Raw genomic sequence first — 18,523 nt, 5'->3', positions numbered from 1 at the left:
CTATTCTTAATTATTTCACATCGTTTTATTCTAGCACTATTCAAGTACTTTTTCAATCTTAACTCTCTGTATTGTATTATTATCTACGGATAAGATTGTAAATCGGTAGGAATTGTAGAGAACTGAGCAGTTTTCATCCTCTCCGGGAATACGTTCAAGTTGCCGGATCAGGAATCCATTTAACGTGTCACATTCCTCTTCCTCAAAAGAAATCTGCAGAATATCTTCCAGATCTTCCAGTTCCGTCAGCCCATCCACAAGGTAGCTTCCGTCCAACTGCGCATGGATCATCTCTTCTTCTTCGTCGTATTCGTCCAGAATATTTCCAACAATCTCTTCCAGAATATCTTCCATCGCAACAAGACCGGAAGTCTGTCCATATTCATCCAGAACGATAACAATGTGATTTTTCTTTGTCTGCATTTCTTTAAATAATTTATCAATACTTTTCGTCTCTGGTATGAAGGAAACCGACCTTATATATGTATCCAATTCTTTTACCGGACGTTTTCTGAGCGATTCATCCAGATAACAGGTCGCCGCCTCCCGCAGATGGATAAAACCGATGATCTGGTCTATATCCTCCTCGTAAATCGGGAAGCGGGAATAGCTCTCTCCCAGCATGAACTGAAATGCATTTTCCAGTGTTTCTGTCGCATCAATCGCAACGATATTTTTCCGGTGTGTCATAATATCCTTTGCATCTTTGTCCATATAACGGAAGATATTGCGGATCAGACCTGCCGCCTTTCGTATCTGTGCTTCGTCCATCTCGTCATCGAGTTTGAGACTCTGCCTGATCCGTTGAAATAAACTTTTCTTTTCCATAGTAAATTATCTTGTACTCCTTTTCTATGTATGAAGACTGAGACTGATTTTCAGTGCTTCATCAACTTTTGTCATTATATTTTTATCTAGGTGGCATACCAGATCTTTTAACCGCTGCTTATCGATCGTGCGAATCTGTTCCAGAAGGATTACTGAATTTTTCACTAGCTGGTACTGCCTTGCATCAATCTCCACATGCGTAGGAAGTTTTGCCTTATTCATCCTGGACGTGATCGCTGCACAGATCACAGTCGGACTGTGCCTGTTACCTGTATCATTCTGAATAATTAAAACCGGCCGGATTCCTCCCTGTTCTGATCCAACAACCGGACTTAGATCCGCATAATATATATCACCGCGTCTTACCTGCACGTCTTCTTCACACTCCGCTCAAATTAAGATACTTTCAGTATTCCCATATTTTTCGGATGTATGCTTTTCTTTTATATTATGCGAAACAATCAGCCTGCTCTACAACTTTTCCGTCACGGATATATTCTCTCGGAATCCGCTTTCCGAGGTCACATACAAATTCATAGTTGAATCTTCCTGACAGCTCACTTAATGTCTCTACCGGCAGGAATTCGTCTCCGTCATGTCCGACAAGTGTGATCTTATCACCAAATTTCACGTCATCAATCTCTGTCGCATCCACCATAAACTGATCCATGCAGACACGTCCGATGATCGGTGCTTTCTTTCCGTGGATCAGGACATAACCTTTGTTGGACAGACTTCTCGGATAACCGTCTCCGTAGCCGACCGGAACCGTAACAATCTTTGTCCTTTTTGTTGTCCTATAAGTTCCGCCATAACTTATCAACTCATCCGGATCTTCCCATTTTACATATGCAACGTGACTGATCAGTTCCAATGCCGGCATCAACGCAACGTTTTCCTTATGAACTTCCTCAGACGGATACATACCATAAGTGGAAATACCTGCACGAACAAGGCTCAGATTATCTTCTTTGCAGTCAATGATCCCTGCACTGTTGCAGCAGTGATAATAAGTAAAATATACTTTCTTTTCATCCAGTGCATGTTTCATCCGCATATATTTCTCAAACTGACTGTTTGTATATGTCTTATCTGTCTCATCAGCTTTGGAGAAATGTGTAAACATTCCTTCCAGTACAAGTCCCGGAAGTTTGCTGATTCTTTCAATCGTATCAGCGCTTTCGTCATTGATTTTGAATCCGATTCTTCCCATACCGGTATCCAGTTTGATATGTACATAAGCTTTTTTGCCAAGTTTCACGGCAAGATCAGACAGTTCTTTTGCCATCTCTTCTGTATATACTGTCATTCGAATCTCGTTATTGATAAGATCTTCTCTCTGATCCTGGAAGACGCATCCAAGAATCAAGATCGGTTTTGTCACATCTGCTTTACGAAGTAATACTGCTTCATCTAATGTAGCAACTGCAAATCCCCATACATAAGATTTTGGCTCCAGAAGATGTGCTACCTGAGCAGCACCGTGTCCATACGCATCTGTCTTAATAACAACGATCATCGGAACATTTTCCTGTAAATTATTCTTCATATTCTCTACGTTTGATTCAATTGCATCCAGATTGATTCTTGCACACACTCTTGTATAATTCTTCATTTTTCTTCCTCCTTATAAATTACTATTTGTAATGTCCGTTGTTGCAAGGCTCTCAAGCAGATCCCTTGCCAGAATACTGTAACTGTTTTTCTTTCTCGCAGCTGTTTCACCACTTAATCCATGTATATAAGTTCCGAGAGTTGCCGCCTCGAATGTACTGATTCCCTGTGCCAGAAGTCCGGCGATCACACCGCAAAGCACATCTCCGGAACCGCCTTTTGCCAGCGCCTGACAGCCACTTGTATTGACACAGGTCCGTTTTCCGGCTTCTCCAATCAACGTTCTTGAATCTTTCAGGACACAGGTAACGTTCCATTCTTTCGTCAGAGATTCCAGCACCTGCTGTCTGTTAGCTCTGATTTCAGGAACAGAAAGTCCGGTCAGTCTGGACATCTCTTTCATATGCGGAGTCAGGATAAACCTTCCTTCTGTAAGATATTCTGTATATTTCAAATGCTCCGCAAGCAGATTCAGTCCATCTGCATCGATCACACATGCTACTTCCACATTGGACAATACGGTTTTTAAAATCTTCTTTGCAGTCTTGGATCTACTAAGTCCGGAACCAATGCATACCGCATCTGCGTGACTTAAAAGCCGTTTCACTTCTTCCTTGTCAAATTCTGTATAGGTTGTGATGATTGCTTCCGGCAGGAGTGCCTGTAAAATGATCCGGTTCGATTCCTCCGTATAAATCTGCACCAGTCCGGCTCCCATCCGATAAGCTGCCATTGCATTAAGAAATGCAGCTCCGCTCATCCCTTTACTTCCGGCGATCACAAGCAGCCTTCCATAAGTACCCTTATTGGAATCTTCCGGTCTGTCCGGCAGCATTCTGATATATTCCTCTCTGTCCGGCAGATATGCAATGTTCTTGTTCTTCTCCATCGTCCGGAGTGATATTCCGATATCTGTCACTGTGACTTTACCTGCATATTCTTTTCCAGGATAAAAGATAAGTCCGATCTTCTCAACCTGAAACGTCACTGTATAATCTGCGCGGAATGCAATACCAAGCACACAACCATTTCCGGCATTGATTCCCGATGGAATATCCACTGCAACTTTTGTTCCGGACGCTTCATTCATCCACTCAATAACTTCCCGGTAATGCCCGGTTACTTCCCGACTCAGACCAACACCGAATATAGCATCAATGATCAGGCTGTATGTGCCATCCGGGTAGTGGTCGCGGATCGATCCTCCAATGCTTTCAAAAAGCTTCCACTGATATCGGCATTCCGCACTTAAATGTGCCGGATTCCCCGCCATAAAAACAGTAACCGCACATCCTTCTTCTTTTAAAAGTCTCGCGACAGCAAAACCATCTCCGCCATTATTTCCCGATCCACAGACAATCAGAACATCTGTAAAATCCAGCTTTTCCTTTTTCATGGAATCAATACAACTCCTCGCCGCACGTTCCATCAGTTCCAGTGATGGGATACCGAGATTCTCTATCGTATCCTTATCTGCCGCCTTCATACTGTCTCCATCCGGTAAAAACCTCATATGCTCATCTCCCTAATATAATCGTACTTATGACACCTGCGGAGTCACAAAACCTTACATCCGCTTACTGACAAGCTCACATGAATGCAGGCTTTTCTGCTCTGGTATCATATAAAAAGGACGTATAAAAACAAGCCTGTATACACATGCCTGTTTCTATACGTCTGCTTTTACTAGTTCTTTCCTTTTTTGCGCTGGTCTTCATTATAACGACTGATGTTATAAGATAACTGCATCAGACTCTCTGACAAATGCACATTCTCAACAATGATATTATCCGGCAGATTGAGGTCTGTATGTGCAAAGTTCCAAATCGCGCGCACGCCGTTCTCCACAAGCATATTCGCAACTTCGATTGCCTTCTCTTTTGGAATTGTAAGTACAGCAATCTCTACATCATTCTTCTGGACAAAGGACTTCAACTCGTCCATCATGCGGATCGGCACTCCACGAATCGCAACTCCCTCCAGACGCGGATTTACATCAAAAATTCCGGTCAGGATAAATCCACGTTTTTCAAACGCTGCATAATTTGCAAGTGCCTGTCCCAAATTACCTGCACCAATGATTATGATCTTATGATCTTCTTCCAGTCCCAGGATTTTGCCGATCTCTGTATATAGATATTTGACATTATAGCCGTATCCCTGCTGTCCGAATCCTCCGAAATTGTTAAGATCCTGACGAATCTGAGACGCAGTAACCTTCATCCTTTTGCTCAGATCGTTAGAAGAAATACGTTCTACCCCATTTTCAAGGAGTTCTCCTAAATATCTATAATATCGCGGCAAACGTCGGATGACTGCCTGTGATATTCCTCGATTATCCAATTTTTTCACCTTCCCATATATATTCTAACTGTTATTATATAAAATTGTATGAATAAAGTCAATTTTTTAGTAGTTTTTTTATTACGTTTTCGCTATAATAAGAACGTATGTGAACAGATAAGGAGGAATTTTTTATGATACTCGCCTGTCATGGAATTAACAAAGCATTTGGTGAAGAAATCATTGTGAAAGATGGTTCTTTTCATATAGAAGATCATGAGAAAGCTGCCCTTGTAGGCCCGAACGGAGCCGGCAAATCTACTATTTTCAAGATAATTGCCGGAGAACTGCCGTCAGATGGTGGTTCCGTCATCCTGACCAAAGGAAAGACTATGGGATATCTCGCCCAGCATCAGGACATGAATACAGATCGTTCGATCTACGAAGAAGTGCGCACGGCAAAAGCAGATATCATTGCCATGGAACAGAAGATCCGTCAGCTGGAACTGGAGATGAAGGATTTAAGTGGAGACTCTCTGGAAGACCACATGGACTCCTACAACCGGCTGACCGCAGCATTTGAACGCGAAAATGGATATGCTTATGAAAGCGAACTGACTGGTGTCTTAAAGGGACTAGGTTTTCAGGAAGAAGAATTTACCAAACCGGTGAATACGCTCTCCGGAGGACAGAAAACCCGTGTTTCTCTCGGCAAACTTCTGCTTACTAAACCGGATATTCTGCTTCTGGACGAGCCGACCAACCACCTGGATCTGAATTCAATCACGTGGCTGGAAACTTACATATTAAATTATCCGGGTGCAGTACTGATCGTCTCACACGACCGTTATTTTCTGAACCGGATTGTTACGAAAGTCATCGAAATAGAAAACGGTGAACTGATGACTTATTCTGGTAATTATACTGATTACTCTCAGAAAAAACAGCAGATCCGCGAAGCGCGTATCAAAGAATATCTCAACCAACAGCAAGAGATCAAGCATCAGGAAGCTGTTATTGAAAAGCTCCGCTCTTTCAACCGCGAGAAATCAATCAAACGGGCGGAAAGCCGTGAGAAAATGCTTGAGAAGATCAAGCCGGTAGAAAAACCGATAGAAACAAACAAAGACTTTCAGTTAAAGCTGGAACCTGCAACCATCAGCGGTAATGATGTACTGACGGTAGAACATTTAAGTAAAGCTTTTCCACCACAGACGTTATTTTCAGATATCAGTTTTGAGATCAAGCGTGGCGAACACGTTGCGATCATCGGCGATAATGGAACCGGCAAGACGACTCTGCTTAAGATTTTAAATCAGGTTCTCCCTGCAGACAACGGAACTTTCACCCTTGGTACGAATGTCCAGATTGGCTACTACGATCAGGAACACCATGTGCTCCATATGGAAAAGACAATCTTTGAAGAGATTTCGGATGATTACCCGACTCTTACAAATACGCAGATCCGGAACATGCTTGCAGCATTCTTATTTACCGGAGACGATGTCTTTAAACGGATTTCCGATTTAAGCGGTGGTGAAAGAGGACGTGTTTCTCTTGCAAAGCTTATGCTCTCTGAAGCAAACTTCCTGATCCTCGATGAGCCGACCAACCATTTAGACATTACCTCAAAAGAAATTCTGGAAAAAGCGCTGAATAATTATACCGGAACACTGCTCTATGTTTCGCATGACCGTTATTTCATCAATCAGACTGCCACAAGAATCCTGGATCTTACGCATCATACGTTTGTCAATTACATTGGAAATTACGATTATTACCTGGAGAAAAAGGAAGAACTCACAGCTGCATATACAGAAAATATCGATATGACTTCTGATTCTTCCACCGATTCCGGTGAAGTCTCCGCTTCCAAATTAAGCTGGCAGGAACAAAAAGAACTGCAGGCTAAGGAACGCAAACGCCAGAATGAATTAAAAAAGACGGAAGAACGCATCAGCGTACTCGAAGACCGCGACCGGGAAATTGATGAACTTATGGTACAAGAAGAGATTTTCACAAACTCTGTCAAATGCCAGGAACTCGCCAAAGAGAAAGTACAGATTGCGGAAGAGTTGGAAACTCTTTATAAAAACTGGGAAATTCTTGCTGAAGACTAAATTATCTTAGTCAAAACTACTGTTCTTATCGCATAAGATAAATAATACAAAAAGGCTTTGACTGCGAGAAGTTAAAGCCTTTTTTACTTAACGGTGCAATTCCAATTATATAATCATACCGAATCATCACTTCATCTTTATTCGATTGTCCATCTCATTATGATTCTGCCGTTTCCGTTTTCACCTGTGGCTGCTCTTTTTTTCCGGCTTTTTTATAAGCCTCCTCATAAAAATATTCCTGGGCAGAAAGTGGCTCTTTGTCATTCCTTATTCTTGTATAATTTCCATCCGGGTTCATTTTCCGCGCCTGGACATTGTCATTTAACATAATCCGGAAATCTTTAAGCAGACATTCCTTCAATCTTACATCCTCCACCGGCGCAGCTACCTCCACGCGGCGTACCGTATTTCTTGTCATAAAATCCGCCGATGCGATATAAACTTTACTGCGCTCTTCTGTTCCGAAAATATAAATACGGGAATGTTCCAAAAAACGTCCTACAATACTGATCACGCGGATATTTTCTGTCTTTTCCGGAACTCCCGGCAGCAGACAACAGATTCCACGTATTACAAGATCAATTTTTACACCTGCTTTTGACGCTTCCGCCAGTTTATCAATGATTTTCTTATCTGTCAGCGAATTTAATTTCACACCGACATATGCCGGTTCTTCATGTCTGGCGTGTTCAATTTCCTCATCAATCATTTCCAGCACACGGTTCTGCAGGCATTTTGGTGCGACAAGAAGTTTCTCTGACTGTTCAACAACTTCACCTTTCAGAAGTGCCTGGAATACATTGGATGCTTCCAGACCAATTGCAGGATCTGATGTCATCAGGGATAAATCTGTATACAGTCTGGATGTTTTCTCATTATAATTTCCCGTTCCGATCTGTGTAAAATATTCCACATGATTATCATTTTTTCTTGTGATCAAACACAGCTTGGAATGCACTTTATATCCATCCAGCCCATAGATTACCTGACATCCGGCATCTTCCAGTCTTCTGGACCATTCAATATTATTTTCTTCATCAAATCTTGCACGCAGCTCTACAAGAACAATAACCTCTTTTCCATTCTCTGCCGCCTCTACCAGTGCTTCCACGACTTTGCTCTGCTTTGCAAGGCGGTACAGAGTCATTTTTATTGAAATAACATCCGGATCTTCTGCCGCCTCATTTAACATATGAAGAAATGGGCGGATAGACTCATATGGATAGGAAAGTAACTTATCTTCCCTGCGTATCTGCGCAAGAATACTCTCACCATCCTGAAACATCGGTGATTTCTGCGGCACCTTTTTCTCATAAAACAGTTCCGGATTTTTTCTCAGACGGTCCTGGATTTCAAATACAAATGAGAGATCCAGCGGTGCATCCGACAAAAACACATGCGTCTTGTCCATTTCCAGATATTTACACAATGTTGCAACAACATTTTTATTCATTTCTCTTGAAAATTCTATGCGAACCGGAGTCAGTTTTTTACGCTTTTTGATAAGATCTGCCATAAAATCACGATAATCCAGATCTTCATCATACAATGCATCCGCATCGATATCCGCATTTCTTGTAATACGGATCACAGATTTTGCCTTGATACGGTATCCTTTAAATACTTCCGGCACATAATGCAGGATAAATTCTTCTGACAGCATAAAAGTGCCCGGATGATCCGGCAGTTCGATCAGACGTTTAAACACATTGTTTGAGCACGGAATGATACCGAGACGCTCTTTTTTACTCTTCGTTTCCAGTACTGCAACAATATATATATCTTTGTTCCTAAGAAATGGGAACGGCTGTCTCTTGCTGATGATCGTAGGCGAAATGAGAGGTGCAATCTCTGTCTTAAAATATCGTTCCAGTCTCTGACTGACTCCCTCGTCGATATGCCGGAAATCTACAAAACGTACGCCATACGCTTCCAGTTCCTGCAAAAGATTTTCGAAAGCTTTCCCGTGTCTTTTGCCAAGCCGCTTTACTTCTTCCAGAATTGCCTCGATCTGTTCTTTGGCTGTCTTCTTTGTTTTGTTGTCACGGATTTCTTTGTGCAGTAACATCTGATCCTGCAGCGATCCGACTCTGACCATAAAAAATTCATCCAGATTTGTCTGAAAAATAGAGGCAAAGGTAAGACGTTCACATAATGGAACGTCTTTACTCTCTGCCTCTTCTAATACACGTTCATTAAACTTTAACCACGATAATTCCCGATTACAATATATATTCTTCATAACAGTACTCCTTTTACTTTTTTGCCTTTTACAAAAATACCATAGTTCTGTTTGAAGTATATCTGTTTTCCGTAAAATCTCTGTAAAGTTTAGTCCTCTTTTAATTTTTCTGCAATCGCTTTAATAAAGTCTTCGCTGTTCAGCACAGTCGGATTCTCAAGTGTTGTAATAAGTGCCAGGTCTTTTGTCATTTTGCCGCTTTCAATTGTATCAATCGTTGCTTTTTCCAGCTTGTCTGCAAATGCCATCAGCTCTTTGTTTCCATCCATCTCACCACGTTTACGTAGTGCTCCTGTCCATGCAAAAATTGTTGCCACAGAGTTTGTGGATGTCTCTTCACCTTTCAGATGTTTGTAATAGTGGCGCTGTACGGTTCCGTGTGCTGCCTCGTACTCATAATATCCTTCCGGAGACACAAGCACAGATGTCATCATTGCAAGTGAACCAAATGCAGATGATACCATGTCACTCATAACATCTCCGTCATAATTCTTGCATGCCCAGATATAACCACCCTCGGATTTCATAACACGGGCAACCGCATCGTCGATCAGTGTGTAGAAATAAGTAATTCCTGCTTCTTCAAATTTGTCTTTATAATCTGCATCGTAGATATCCTGGAAAATATCTTTGAATGTATGGTCATATTTTTTGGAAATTGTATCTTTCGTAGCAAACCAGAGATCCTGTTTTGTATCCAGTGCATAATTGAAACAGCTTCTTGCAAAGCTCTCAATCGAATGATTGATATTATGCATTCCCTGTACAACTCCGGCACTGTCAAAATTATGTACGAGTTCTCTTGTCTCACTGCCATCTTCTGCAGTATAAACAAGCTCTACCTTTCCTGCTCCTGGAATCTTCATCTCAGAACCTTTATACACATCTCCATATGCATGTCTTGCGATGGTGATCGGCTTCTTCCAGTTTTTTACACAAGGTTCAATGCCCTTTACAACGATCGGTGCACGGAATACCGTTCCATCTAAGATAGCACGGATTGTTCCATTCGGGCTCTTCCACATTTCTTTTAAGTTATATTCTTTTACGCGGGCGGCATTCGGTGTAATTGTTGCACATTTTACAGCGACTTTGTATTTTTTCGTCGCATTTGCCGAATCAATCGTCACCTGATCATCTGTCTCGTTTCTGTGTTCCAGTCCGAGATCATAATATTCAGTATTTAACTCTATGAAAGGTTCCAAAAGATTTTCCTTAATCATCTTCCAAAGGATTCTTGTCATCTCGTCTCCGTCCATTTCCACAATTGGTACTGTCATTTTAATCTTAGCCATGTTCTTCTCCCTTTCTACGTTATTTTCTATATTCTATCTGATTATTATTCTTCCAGATGCAGGTTCTGCATTACATTTTTGATATGCTGATTCGCAAGTTCTTCTGCCTTGTCTGCGTCTTTCTGTTTGATTGCTTCCAGAATCGCCCGGTGTTCCTGAATGGATTTTTCGGCCCGGTGTTCTTCGCCAACAGAAGTCTTTCTTGCCAGCTTCACATACTTATGAAAATCTGTCAGGACATGTTCTAATATACGGCTGTCCGATGCTTCGTAAAGAACTCTGTGAAATCTTCCGTCAAGTTCGGATACTTGTTCTGCGATAGAACTCTGCTCCTTTTTCAGACGAAATTCTGACAGAAGAAGCATCTCTTCCAGCTCTTCAATCTGTTCATCCGTAATATGCTCAGTTGCCCATCTGGCGCACAGACCTTCTAACATCGAGCGGATCTTAAAGATGTCTGCTACATCTTTTCTTGTAATTCCGGTCACATAAGCGCCTTTATTCGGTACGATCCGTACCAGTCCTTCCAGTTCAAGCTGACGGAGAGCTTCCCTTACCGGTGTACGGCTGACTCCCAGTTCATCCCCGATGGAAATCTCCCTAAGCTCATCATTTTCTTTGTATTTACCATTTAATATATCTTCACGCAGTCTCTGAAAAACTCTTCCTCTCAGAGACTGATCCTGATATTCCATCATTTTTATACCTCTCTCAATTTGTTCGTTGTTATCTGAGACGGATGCCAAGCTCTTTGCACGCCTCATCAATAACACCTAACAGTTCTTCATCTGTCAGGACGGTGACACGACCGCTTTCATATTCCTTATCTACCCACTCTTTTACTTTGTCAACAAGCTTGCTGTTCTTGTCAACCTGCTTCTCTTCTTTCAGTCCGAAGTAAGTATTGATCCAGTGTGCGATTCCCGCAAGACCGGATGTATTTGAAATTGCAACAAGTGGCGGGCGATTCAGGAATTTATCTGTATCGAAAATATTATAAATCTCTTCATTTTTCAGCAGACCATCCGCATGGATTCCTGCACGGGTAACATTGAAATTCTTTCCGACAAACGGTGTCCTCGACGGGACTCTGTAGCCGATCTCTTTCTCGTAATACTCTGCAATCTCTGTGATCACTCTTGTGTCCATGCCATCCAGTGTTCCTCGAAGCTGTGCATATTCAAATACCATAGCTTCCAACGGTGTATTACCGGTACGTTCACCGATTCCAAACAGCGAACAGTTTACACTGCTTGCACCGTACAGCCATGCGGTTGTAGAATTGCTGACTGCTTTGTAGAAATCGTTATGTCCATGGAACTCGATCAGTTCGCTCGGAACTCCGGCATGTACACGAAGGCCATAGATAATACCCGGAATGGATCTTGGGATCACGGCACCCGGATAGTTGATACCATATCCCATCGTATCACAGACTCGGATCTTCACCGGAATCTTATATTCTTCCATCAGATGCATAAGTTCCAGACAGAACGGAATCACGAATCCGTAAATATCAGATCGTGTAATATCTTCCAGATGACATCTAGGTGAAATTCCTGTCTCCAGACATTCACGAACGACAGAAAGATAATGGTTCATTGCCTCTCTTCTTGTCATTTTCAGTTTATAAAAAATATGATAATCAGAACAGCTTACAAGAATACCGGTCTCTTTCATACCGATCTCTTTCACAAGTTCAAAGTCTTTCTTGCTTGCACGGATCCAACTTGTGATCTCCGGAAACTTATATCCTCGCTCCATACATTTATAAACGGCATCTCTGTCTTTTTTACTGTAGAGGAAAAATTCACACTGTCTGATCTTTCCATTCGGTCCGCCCAATCTGTGAAAATAATCATAAAGCGTTACGATCTGATCTGTCGTGTACGGAGTTCTGGACTGCTGTCCATCGCGGAAGGTTGTATCTGTGATCCAGATCTCATCCGGCATACTGTGCGGTACAATACGGTCATTGAATGCAATCTTCGGGATCTCATCATAGTGGAACAGATTCCGGAACACATTCGGTTTATCGACATCTACGAGCGGATACATATGCTCTTCCAGCTGCAACAGATTGCTGTGTTTATCAAGGTATACTTTTCTATCTTCCATTGCTGTCATCTCTCTTTCCGTAACAAATACTATTCTTTTTCAATCTTTATGTATGATTGTATACAATCATACATTGTATGTCAAGAAGAAATTAAAATTTTTATGAGGAAAATAGAAAAGCAATATGAATATCTTAGGTTCTCTCCTATTATACCCATACTGCTTTTATGTCTGTAGCATCTCTGTATTCAATTATTACTTCCACCAGATGACCTGGCAGAAAGTCATGTTTTGCTATATCATACTTTCAGCATTTCTTTTCATTAGTACAGTTTTGCACTGATCTCTCTCGGGCGAAGTCCTTCATCTTCCAGTGCCTGGAGAATCTCATTCTTATGCTCTGTTCCAAATGCTTCCATTGTGATACGAAGCTCCACAGCCGCATTACGGTTCGTGCTTACAAACTGGTTGTGTTCCAGTTTGATAACGTTACCTTTGGCATCCGCAATCGTCTTCGCAACACGCACTAGCTCACCGGCTTTATCCGGAAGGAGTACAGATACAGAGAAGATACGGTCTCTCTGGATCAGACCATGCTGTACAATAGATGACATCGTAATAACGTCCATATTACCACCGCTTAAGATTGCAACTGCTTTCTTACCTTTTAAGTTCATCTGTTTCAGCGCTGCAACTGTCAGAAGTCCGGAATTTTCGACAACCATCTTATGGTTCTCTACCATATCAAGGAAAGCGCCGATCAACTCATCGTCCTCTACGAGCAGAATCTCATCGATATTCTCTTTCGCATATGGGAAAATATTTTCTCCGACACGTTTTACAGCTGTACCATCAGCAATCGTATCTGCGCTGTCCAGTGTAACCGGCTCACCCGCATTAAATGCTGCAGTCATACTTGCTGCTGCTTTCGGCTCTACACCGATGACTTTGATCTTTGGGTTCAGCATCTTCGCAAGTGTTGATACACCTGTGATCAGTCCGCCACCACCGATCGGAGCAAGAATATAATCAACTGTAGGAAGTTCCTGTACAATCTCCATTGCGATACTTCCCTGTCCGGTTGCAACTTCCAGATCATCAAACGGATGTACAAATGTGTATCCTTTCTCTTCGGCAAGCTTCAGCGCATACGCACATGCATCGTCATAAACATCACCATGAAGGATAACTTCCGCTCCATAGCTCTTTGTACGGTTGACTTTGATAAGTGGTGTAACTGTCGGCATAACGATTGTTGCTTTACAGCCAAACTGCTGTGCTGCATAGGCAACACCCTGTGCATGGTTTCCGGCAGAAGCAGTGATGAGTCCACGTTCTCTCTCTTCTTCTGACATTCTGCTGATCTTATAATAAGATCCACGTACTTTGTAAGCGCCTGTATACTGCATATTTTCCGGTTTCAGATAAATCTTACCACCTGTCTCTTTGCTTAAATACTCGCTGTAAACCAGCTTGGTAGGCAGTGTGACTTTTTTCACGATCTCACTCGCCTGTTCAAAACTTTCCAGTGTTAAACTTTCCATCTTTGTTGCCCTCCTAATTCTCGTCTTCCTTCGCAAATAACGCATTTACAAATGCATCCGCATCAAATTTCTGCAAATCATCTATTGTTTCTCCGACACCGATGTACTTCACCGGTATACCAAGTTCTGCCTGGATTGCAACTGCAATACCACCCTTGGCTGTTCCATCCATCTTCGTCAGTACGATTCCGGTAATATCCGCAACATCATTAAAATCCTTTGCCTGCTGCAGTGCATTCTGTCCCGTTGTCGCATCCAGCACGACCAGCGTCTCTCTGTATGCTTCCGGAAATTCCCGGTCAATGATACGATTCATCTTTCTGAGCTCTTCCATCAGGTTCTTCTTGTTGTGCAGTCTTCCTGCCGTGTCGCATAAAAGTACGTCTGCATGTCTTGCCTTTGCGGCTGCAACTGCATCAAATACAACGGATGCCGGATCGGAACCTTCCTGACCGCCGATCAGCTCTGCCTGCGATCTGTTTGCCCATTCTTTTAACTGTTCACCGGCAGCAGCACGAAATGTGTCCGCAGCAGCCAGTACGACTTTCTTATTCTGGGCACGCAGTTTTCCTGCGAGCTTGCCGATTGTCGTTGTCTTTCCGACACCATTGACACCGATCATCATTACAACAGAAGTCTTGTCTTCAAATTCATAAGCAGTCTCACCAACATCCATCTGTTCTTTGATACTCTCAATAAGAATTTCTCTGCAGTCTGCCGGTTCTTTGATGTGACGCTCTTTTACCTTTTCTTTCAGGTCATCCAGAATATCATAGGTTGCCTGAACGCCCAGATCTCCCATGATCATAACTTCTTCCAGTTCTTCATAAAAATCATCATCAATATGTGTAAATCCGTGAAAAATGCTGTCCATTCCGGATACAATATTATCTCTTGTTTTCGTAAGCCCTGAAACGAGCCGACTGAAAAAGCCGCCCTTTTTCTCCTCTGCCATAACAGCCTCCTCTTATCATACTATTATTTTAATTCATTTTCCAGTAAATCTACCGAAACAAGGGTTGAAACACCTTTTTCCTGCATTGTGATTCCATATAATCTATCCGCAGCGATCATCGTTCCTCTACGATGTGTAATTACAATAAACTGTGTATTCTCTGTCAGCTTGTGTAAATATTTTGCAAAACGGTCTACGTTATTATCGTCCAGCGCCGCCTCGATCTCATCTAAGAGACAGAACGGTGAAGGCTTGAGATTCTGTATTGCAAACAACAGGGAAATCGCCGTCAATGCTTTCTCCCCTCCGGATAACTGCATCATATTTTGCAGTTTCTTTCCCGGTGGCTGTGCGATAATGCGGATTCCTGCTTCCAGAATATCTTCATCTTCCATAAGCTCAAGCGTTCCTTTACCACCACCGAACAGTTCTTTGAATACGGTGTCAAATTCCTTGCAGATCCGTTCAAACTGCTCCCTGAACTGCTTACGCATCGCTGTATCCAGCTCCGCAATGATCTGTTCCAGTGTCGCTTCCGCTTCCACAAGGTCATCGTGCTGGTTCTTTAAGAACGTATAGCGCTCGGAAACATTCTTGTAATCCTCGATTGCGTTTACGTTTACGGAACCTAACTGCCGGATTTCGCCTTTTAACTCCTGGATACACTTTTTCATTTTGGAGAGATCTGTAAGGTTCGCATTCCTTAATTCCTGTGCATGACCATATGTGATCTCATATTCATCCCACATATAATTAATCTGTTTTTCTGTGGATTCCTCGTAGCCTTCTTTCTGGCTTTCCAGGCGGAATACTTCCTTATCCAGATTAGACATATGTTTCGAAAGTTCTTCCCGTTTCTTTAAGAAACTTTTGTGTCTCTGGTTCAGTTCTTCACGCTCTTTCCTTGATTTCTCAATCTCCTGCCGGATCTCTGTAAATAAATCTCCGGAATTTGCAATCGTCTCTTTCAGCTCACGGATCTGTAATTCCTTATCTTCGATTTCTTTGGAATTACCGCCCTGGCTTGCTGTAAGTTCTTCCATTTCCTGTGTGAATTTATCAATTTCTTCCTGGATACGTGTAACATTTTCTGTAATAAATGTTATCTTCTGCTCCTGACTTGCATTAGCAAGATGCAGAGTCTCCACCTCTTTCTGACATAAAGTTTCTTCCTCTCGGATCTGATCTAATACAGTCTGATCCGCTTCAATTCTGGCATTTAACTCCTGCTCCATCTTCTCTGATGTATCCAGCTCTACCTGTATAGATTCCTGATTATCAGAAATATTTGACATCTCATGTTCCAGCTCTTCTGATTCTCTGTTAATATCTGAAATCATGTTCTCTGACGTATGGATCTTCGCCTCCGCCTGATCAAGGTTCATCTTCGCTGTATTCTGAACGACATATGCCTTCTGCAATTCTTCTTTTAACAGCTCTATCTTCTCATAATATCCGGTACGCTTCGTTCTCTTTTCATTCAGAGACTGCTCCAGATCATTCATCTGTGCTTTTAACTTCTGTACCGCTTTTTCCAATTCTTCAATCTCTCTCCTGCGGCTTAACAGATTACTCGTATTCTTAAATGCACCACCAGTCATAGAACCACCTGGATTGATCAGTTCTCCTTCTAACGTAACAATGCGGATTGACTGTTTGTATTTTCCCGCAATCTGGATACCATGATCAATGTGGTCAACAACAAGCGTACGTCCCAGAAGATTCGATGCAAGACCGTTGTATTTCGGATCGACTGTAACAAGTGCATTCGCAGGTCCGATCACTCCCGGCTCTTTCAGCGCTTCCGGTCTGCCGATTCCATTTCCCGGACGAATACTTGTAAGCGGAAGAAATGTTGCACGTCCAAACTTATTCTTCTTAAGGAACTGAATCATCCGCTTAGCAGTATCTTCATCACGGGTAACAATATTCTGGATACTTCCGCCAAGTGCAGTCTCAATCGCAATCTCATACTGCTTTTCTACTTTGATGAGATCTGCAACAACACCGAGAAGTCCCGGTTCCTGGTTCTTGTTGTCCATGACACGCCGAATGCTGTTTCCATATCCATCATAACGCTCTGTAATATTTTTCAGAGACTCCAGTCTGGACTGCTCCCGGTGATAAGAAGTCTGGCTGATACGGAACTGTTCCGACAGCCGGTTCATCTCTGCCTGAATACTTTTAATCTGTTCTTCATATGTATTCTGCTTCTCATTAAGTTCAATGATCTGTGCGGAAATATCTTCTAATTCCGCAGCATATTTTTCTTTCTCTTTCTGCTGTTTGTTTCCGGATGTCTGTTCCTCTAAAATCCGTTTTGTAAGCTCTGAACGACGCACCTGGATCTGTTCCCGCATCGTGTCATATTTCTGGATCTTTGCTTTCGTAGATGCACGGTTATTCAGCACATCCATGATATTGCTGTTACCGCGGTCAATCGCATCTGTCAGTTCTGCAATCTTACTCTGTACTTCAACAAGTGTCAGTTTCGCCTTATCTTCCTTGTCCCGGCTTTCCTTATGTTCCGCAAGAATTACCGTCTGTTCTTTCTTAAGTTCAGCAAGCTGGCTTTCACGTTCACTCAGTTCCATCTCAATGCTCTGTGCACGCTGGGCATAATGCTCATCGTTCATACGTGCACTGTGGATCTGTTCTTTTAAAAGTGCGATCTGGTTCTCCAGCTGCTGCTTAAGCATGGAAGTCTCATTCAACTGATTCTTGGAGTGTTCAATGGATTCATCAATCGTCTCCATCTGCTCTTCTACAGCTTCATATTCCTGCTTCATTCCATCATAATCTGCAGAAGCTTGCTCCAGCTCTTCTTTAGTAAGCTTAAGCTTGTCTTCCACCTGACCGGAAAGATCCTTAAGTCTCTCTGTCTCCAGAAGAAACATATTAATATCGTATGTCTTGAGCGCTTCTTTCTTCTTCAAATATTCTCTTGCCTTTTCCGATTGTCGTTCCAGTGGACCGATCTGTTTCTCCAACTCAGTAAGAATATCATTGACTCGCAGAAGGTTCTGACGCTCTTCTTCTAACTTCTTAACAGAAGTATTCTTCCGTCTCTTAAACTTAACGATACCTGCCGCTTCATCAAAAAGCTCTCTTCGCTCCTCCGGCTTTCCGCTTAAGATCTTATCAATCTGACCCTGTCCGATGATCGAATACCCTTCTTTACCTATTCCGGTATCATAAAAGAGTTCATTGACATCTTTCAGCCTGCATGTACTGCCGTTGATCAGATATTCACTTTCGCCGGAACGGTATAACTTTCTTGTTACCGTCACTTCCTCATAATCAATCGGAAGCTGATGATCAGAATTATCCAACGTAATCGCAACCGATGCATAACTTAAAGGCTTACGGTTCTCTGTCCCGGAGAAAATAACATCCTGCATCGTGCCTCCACGCAGTTGCTTGATTCGTTGTTCACCAAGTACCCACCGGACAGCATCTGCAACATTACTCTTACCGCTTCCGTTCGGTCCGACAATTCCGGTAATTCCGTTATGAAAGTCAAACTTTAATTTGTGCGCAAAAGATTTAAATCCATGCACTTCAATACTTTTTAAATACATACC

13 protein-coding genes are annotated in these 18,523 nt (G+C 42.3%); 1 reads left to right on the top strand and 12 read right to left on the bottom strand.

What is annotated here, in order from left to right:
* Nucleotides 1–36: 36 nt before the first annotated feature.
* From DXC04_RS02115 to DXC04_RS02095, 5 genes are all read right to left on the bottom strand, one after another.
* On the bottom strand, nt 37–828 hold the full coding sequence (locus tag DXC04_RS02115) for a hemolysin family protein (protein ID WP_021861094.1): 792 nt from the start codon (nt 826–828) through the stop codon (nt 37–39).
* A 24-nt stretch (nt 829–852) separates the two neighbouring features.
* Nucleotides 853–1,200, bottom strand: coding sequence for a type II toxin-antitoxin system PemK/MazF family toxin (locus DXC04_RS02110; protein ID WP_021861095.1), 348 nt, complete (start codon nt 1,198–1,200; stop codon nt 853–855).
* A gap of 76 nt (nt 1,201–1,276) precedes the next feature.
* Nucleotides 1,277–2,443 carry an alanine racemase gene (gene alr, locus DXC04_RS02105; RefSeq protein WP_117537213.1) on the bottom strand — a complete coding sequence of 389 codons (1,167 nt, stop codon included), beginning with the start codon at nt 2,441–2,443 and terminating at the stop codon, nt 1,277–1,279.
* A gap of 12 nt (nt 2,444–2,455) precedes the next feature.
* Nucleotides 2,456–3,955 (bottom strand): NAD(P)H-hydrate dehydratase, encoded by a 1,500-nt coding sequence (locus DXC04_RS02100; RefSeq protein ID WP_118659738.1) that lies wholly within the window; start codon nt 3,953–3,955, stop codon nt 2,456–2,458.
* 173 nt (nt 3,956–4,128) lie between these two features.
* A complete protein-coding gene (locus DXC04_RS02095; RefSeq protein ID WP_118519335.1) occupies nt 4,129–4,785 on the bottom strand; it encodes a redox-sensing transcriptional repressor Rex in 657 nt (218 codons plus the stop codon).
* A gap of 134 nt (nt 4,786–4,919) precedes the next feature.
* On the opposite strand from DXC04_RS02095, the gene abc-f reads away from it, so the two are divergent.
* Nucleotides 4,920–6,845, top strand: coding sequence for a ribosomal protection-like ABC-F family protein (gene abc-f, locus DXC04_RS02090; protein WP_118659736.1), 1,926 nt, complete (start codon nt 4,920–4,922; stop codon nt 6,843–6,845).
* Nucleotides 6,846–7,002: 157 nt separating this feature from the next.
* On the opposite strand, the gene ppk1 is transcribed toward abc-f, so the two are convergent.
* From ppk1 to smc, 7 genes are all read right to left on the bottom strand, one after another.
* Nucleotides 7,003–9,087 (bottom strand): polyphosphate kinase 1, encoded by a 2,085-nt coding sequence (gene ppk1, locus DXC04_RS02085; protein WP_118659734.1) that lies wholly within the window; start codon nt 9,085–9,087, stop codon nt 7,003–7,005.
* Between the two features lie 89 nt (nt 9,088–9,176).
* Nucleotides 9,177–10,382 carry an NADP-dependent isocitrate dehydrogenase gene (locus tag DXC04_RS02080; RefSeq protein ID WP_117537217.1) on the bottom strand — a complete coding sequence of 402 codons (1,206 nt, stop codon included), beginning with the start codon at nt 10,380–10,382 and terminating at the stop codon, nt 9,177–9,179.
* A 44-nt stretch (nt 10,383–10,426) separates the two neighbouring features.
* Nucleotides 10,427–11,080 carry a GntR family transcriptional regulator gene (locus DXC04_RS02075; RefSeq protein WP_117537218.1) on the bottom strand — a complete coding sequence of 218 codons (654 nt, stop codon included), beginning with the start codon at nt 11,078–11,080 and terminating at the stop codon, nt 10,427–10,429.
* 28 nt (nt 11,081–11,108) lie between these two features.
* Entirely contained in the window at nt 11,109–12,500 is a 1,392-nt protein-coding gene (locus DXC04_RS02070) for a 2-isopropylmalate synthase (RefSeq protein WP_117537219.1), read from the bottom strand.
* 263 nt (nt 12,501–12,763) lie between these two features.
* On the bottom strand, nt 12,764–13,984 hold the full coding sequence (gene ilvA, locus DXC04_RS02065; RefSeq protein ID WP_021861104.1) for a threonine ammonia-lyase: 1,221 nt from the start codon (nt 13,982–13,984) through the stop codon (nt 12,764–12,766).
* Nucleotides 13,985–13,997: 13 nt separating this feature from the next.
* Nucleotides 13,998–14,939, bottom strand: a complete 942-nt coding sequence (gene ftsY, locus DXC04_RS02060; RefSeq protein WP_021861105.1) for a signal recognition particle-docking protein FtsY — start codon at nt 14,937–14,939, stop codon at nt 13,998–14,000.
* 23 nt (nt 14,940–14,962) lie between these two features.
* Nucleotides 14,963–18,520, bottom strand: a complete 3,558-nt coding sequence (gene smc / locus DXC04_RS02055) for a chromosome segregation protein SMC (protein ID WP_118659732.1) — start codon at nt 18,518–18,520, stop codon at nt 14,963–14,965.
* Nucleotides 18,521–18,523 lie beyond the last annotated feature (3 nt).

It is taken from the genome of Dorea sp. OM07-5 (assembly GCF_003481355.1).
Lineage (GTDB): Bacteria > Bacillota > Clostridia > Lachnospirales > Lachnospiraceae > Dorea_D > Dorea_D hominis.
The sequence above is the reverse complement of the archived record's forward strand: the minus strand, read 5'-3'. Positions and strand labels throughout refer to the sequence as shown.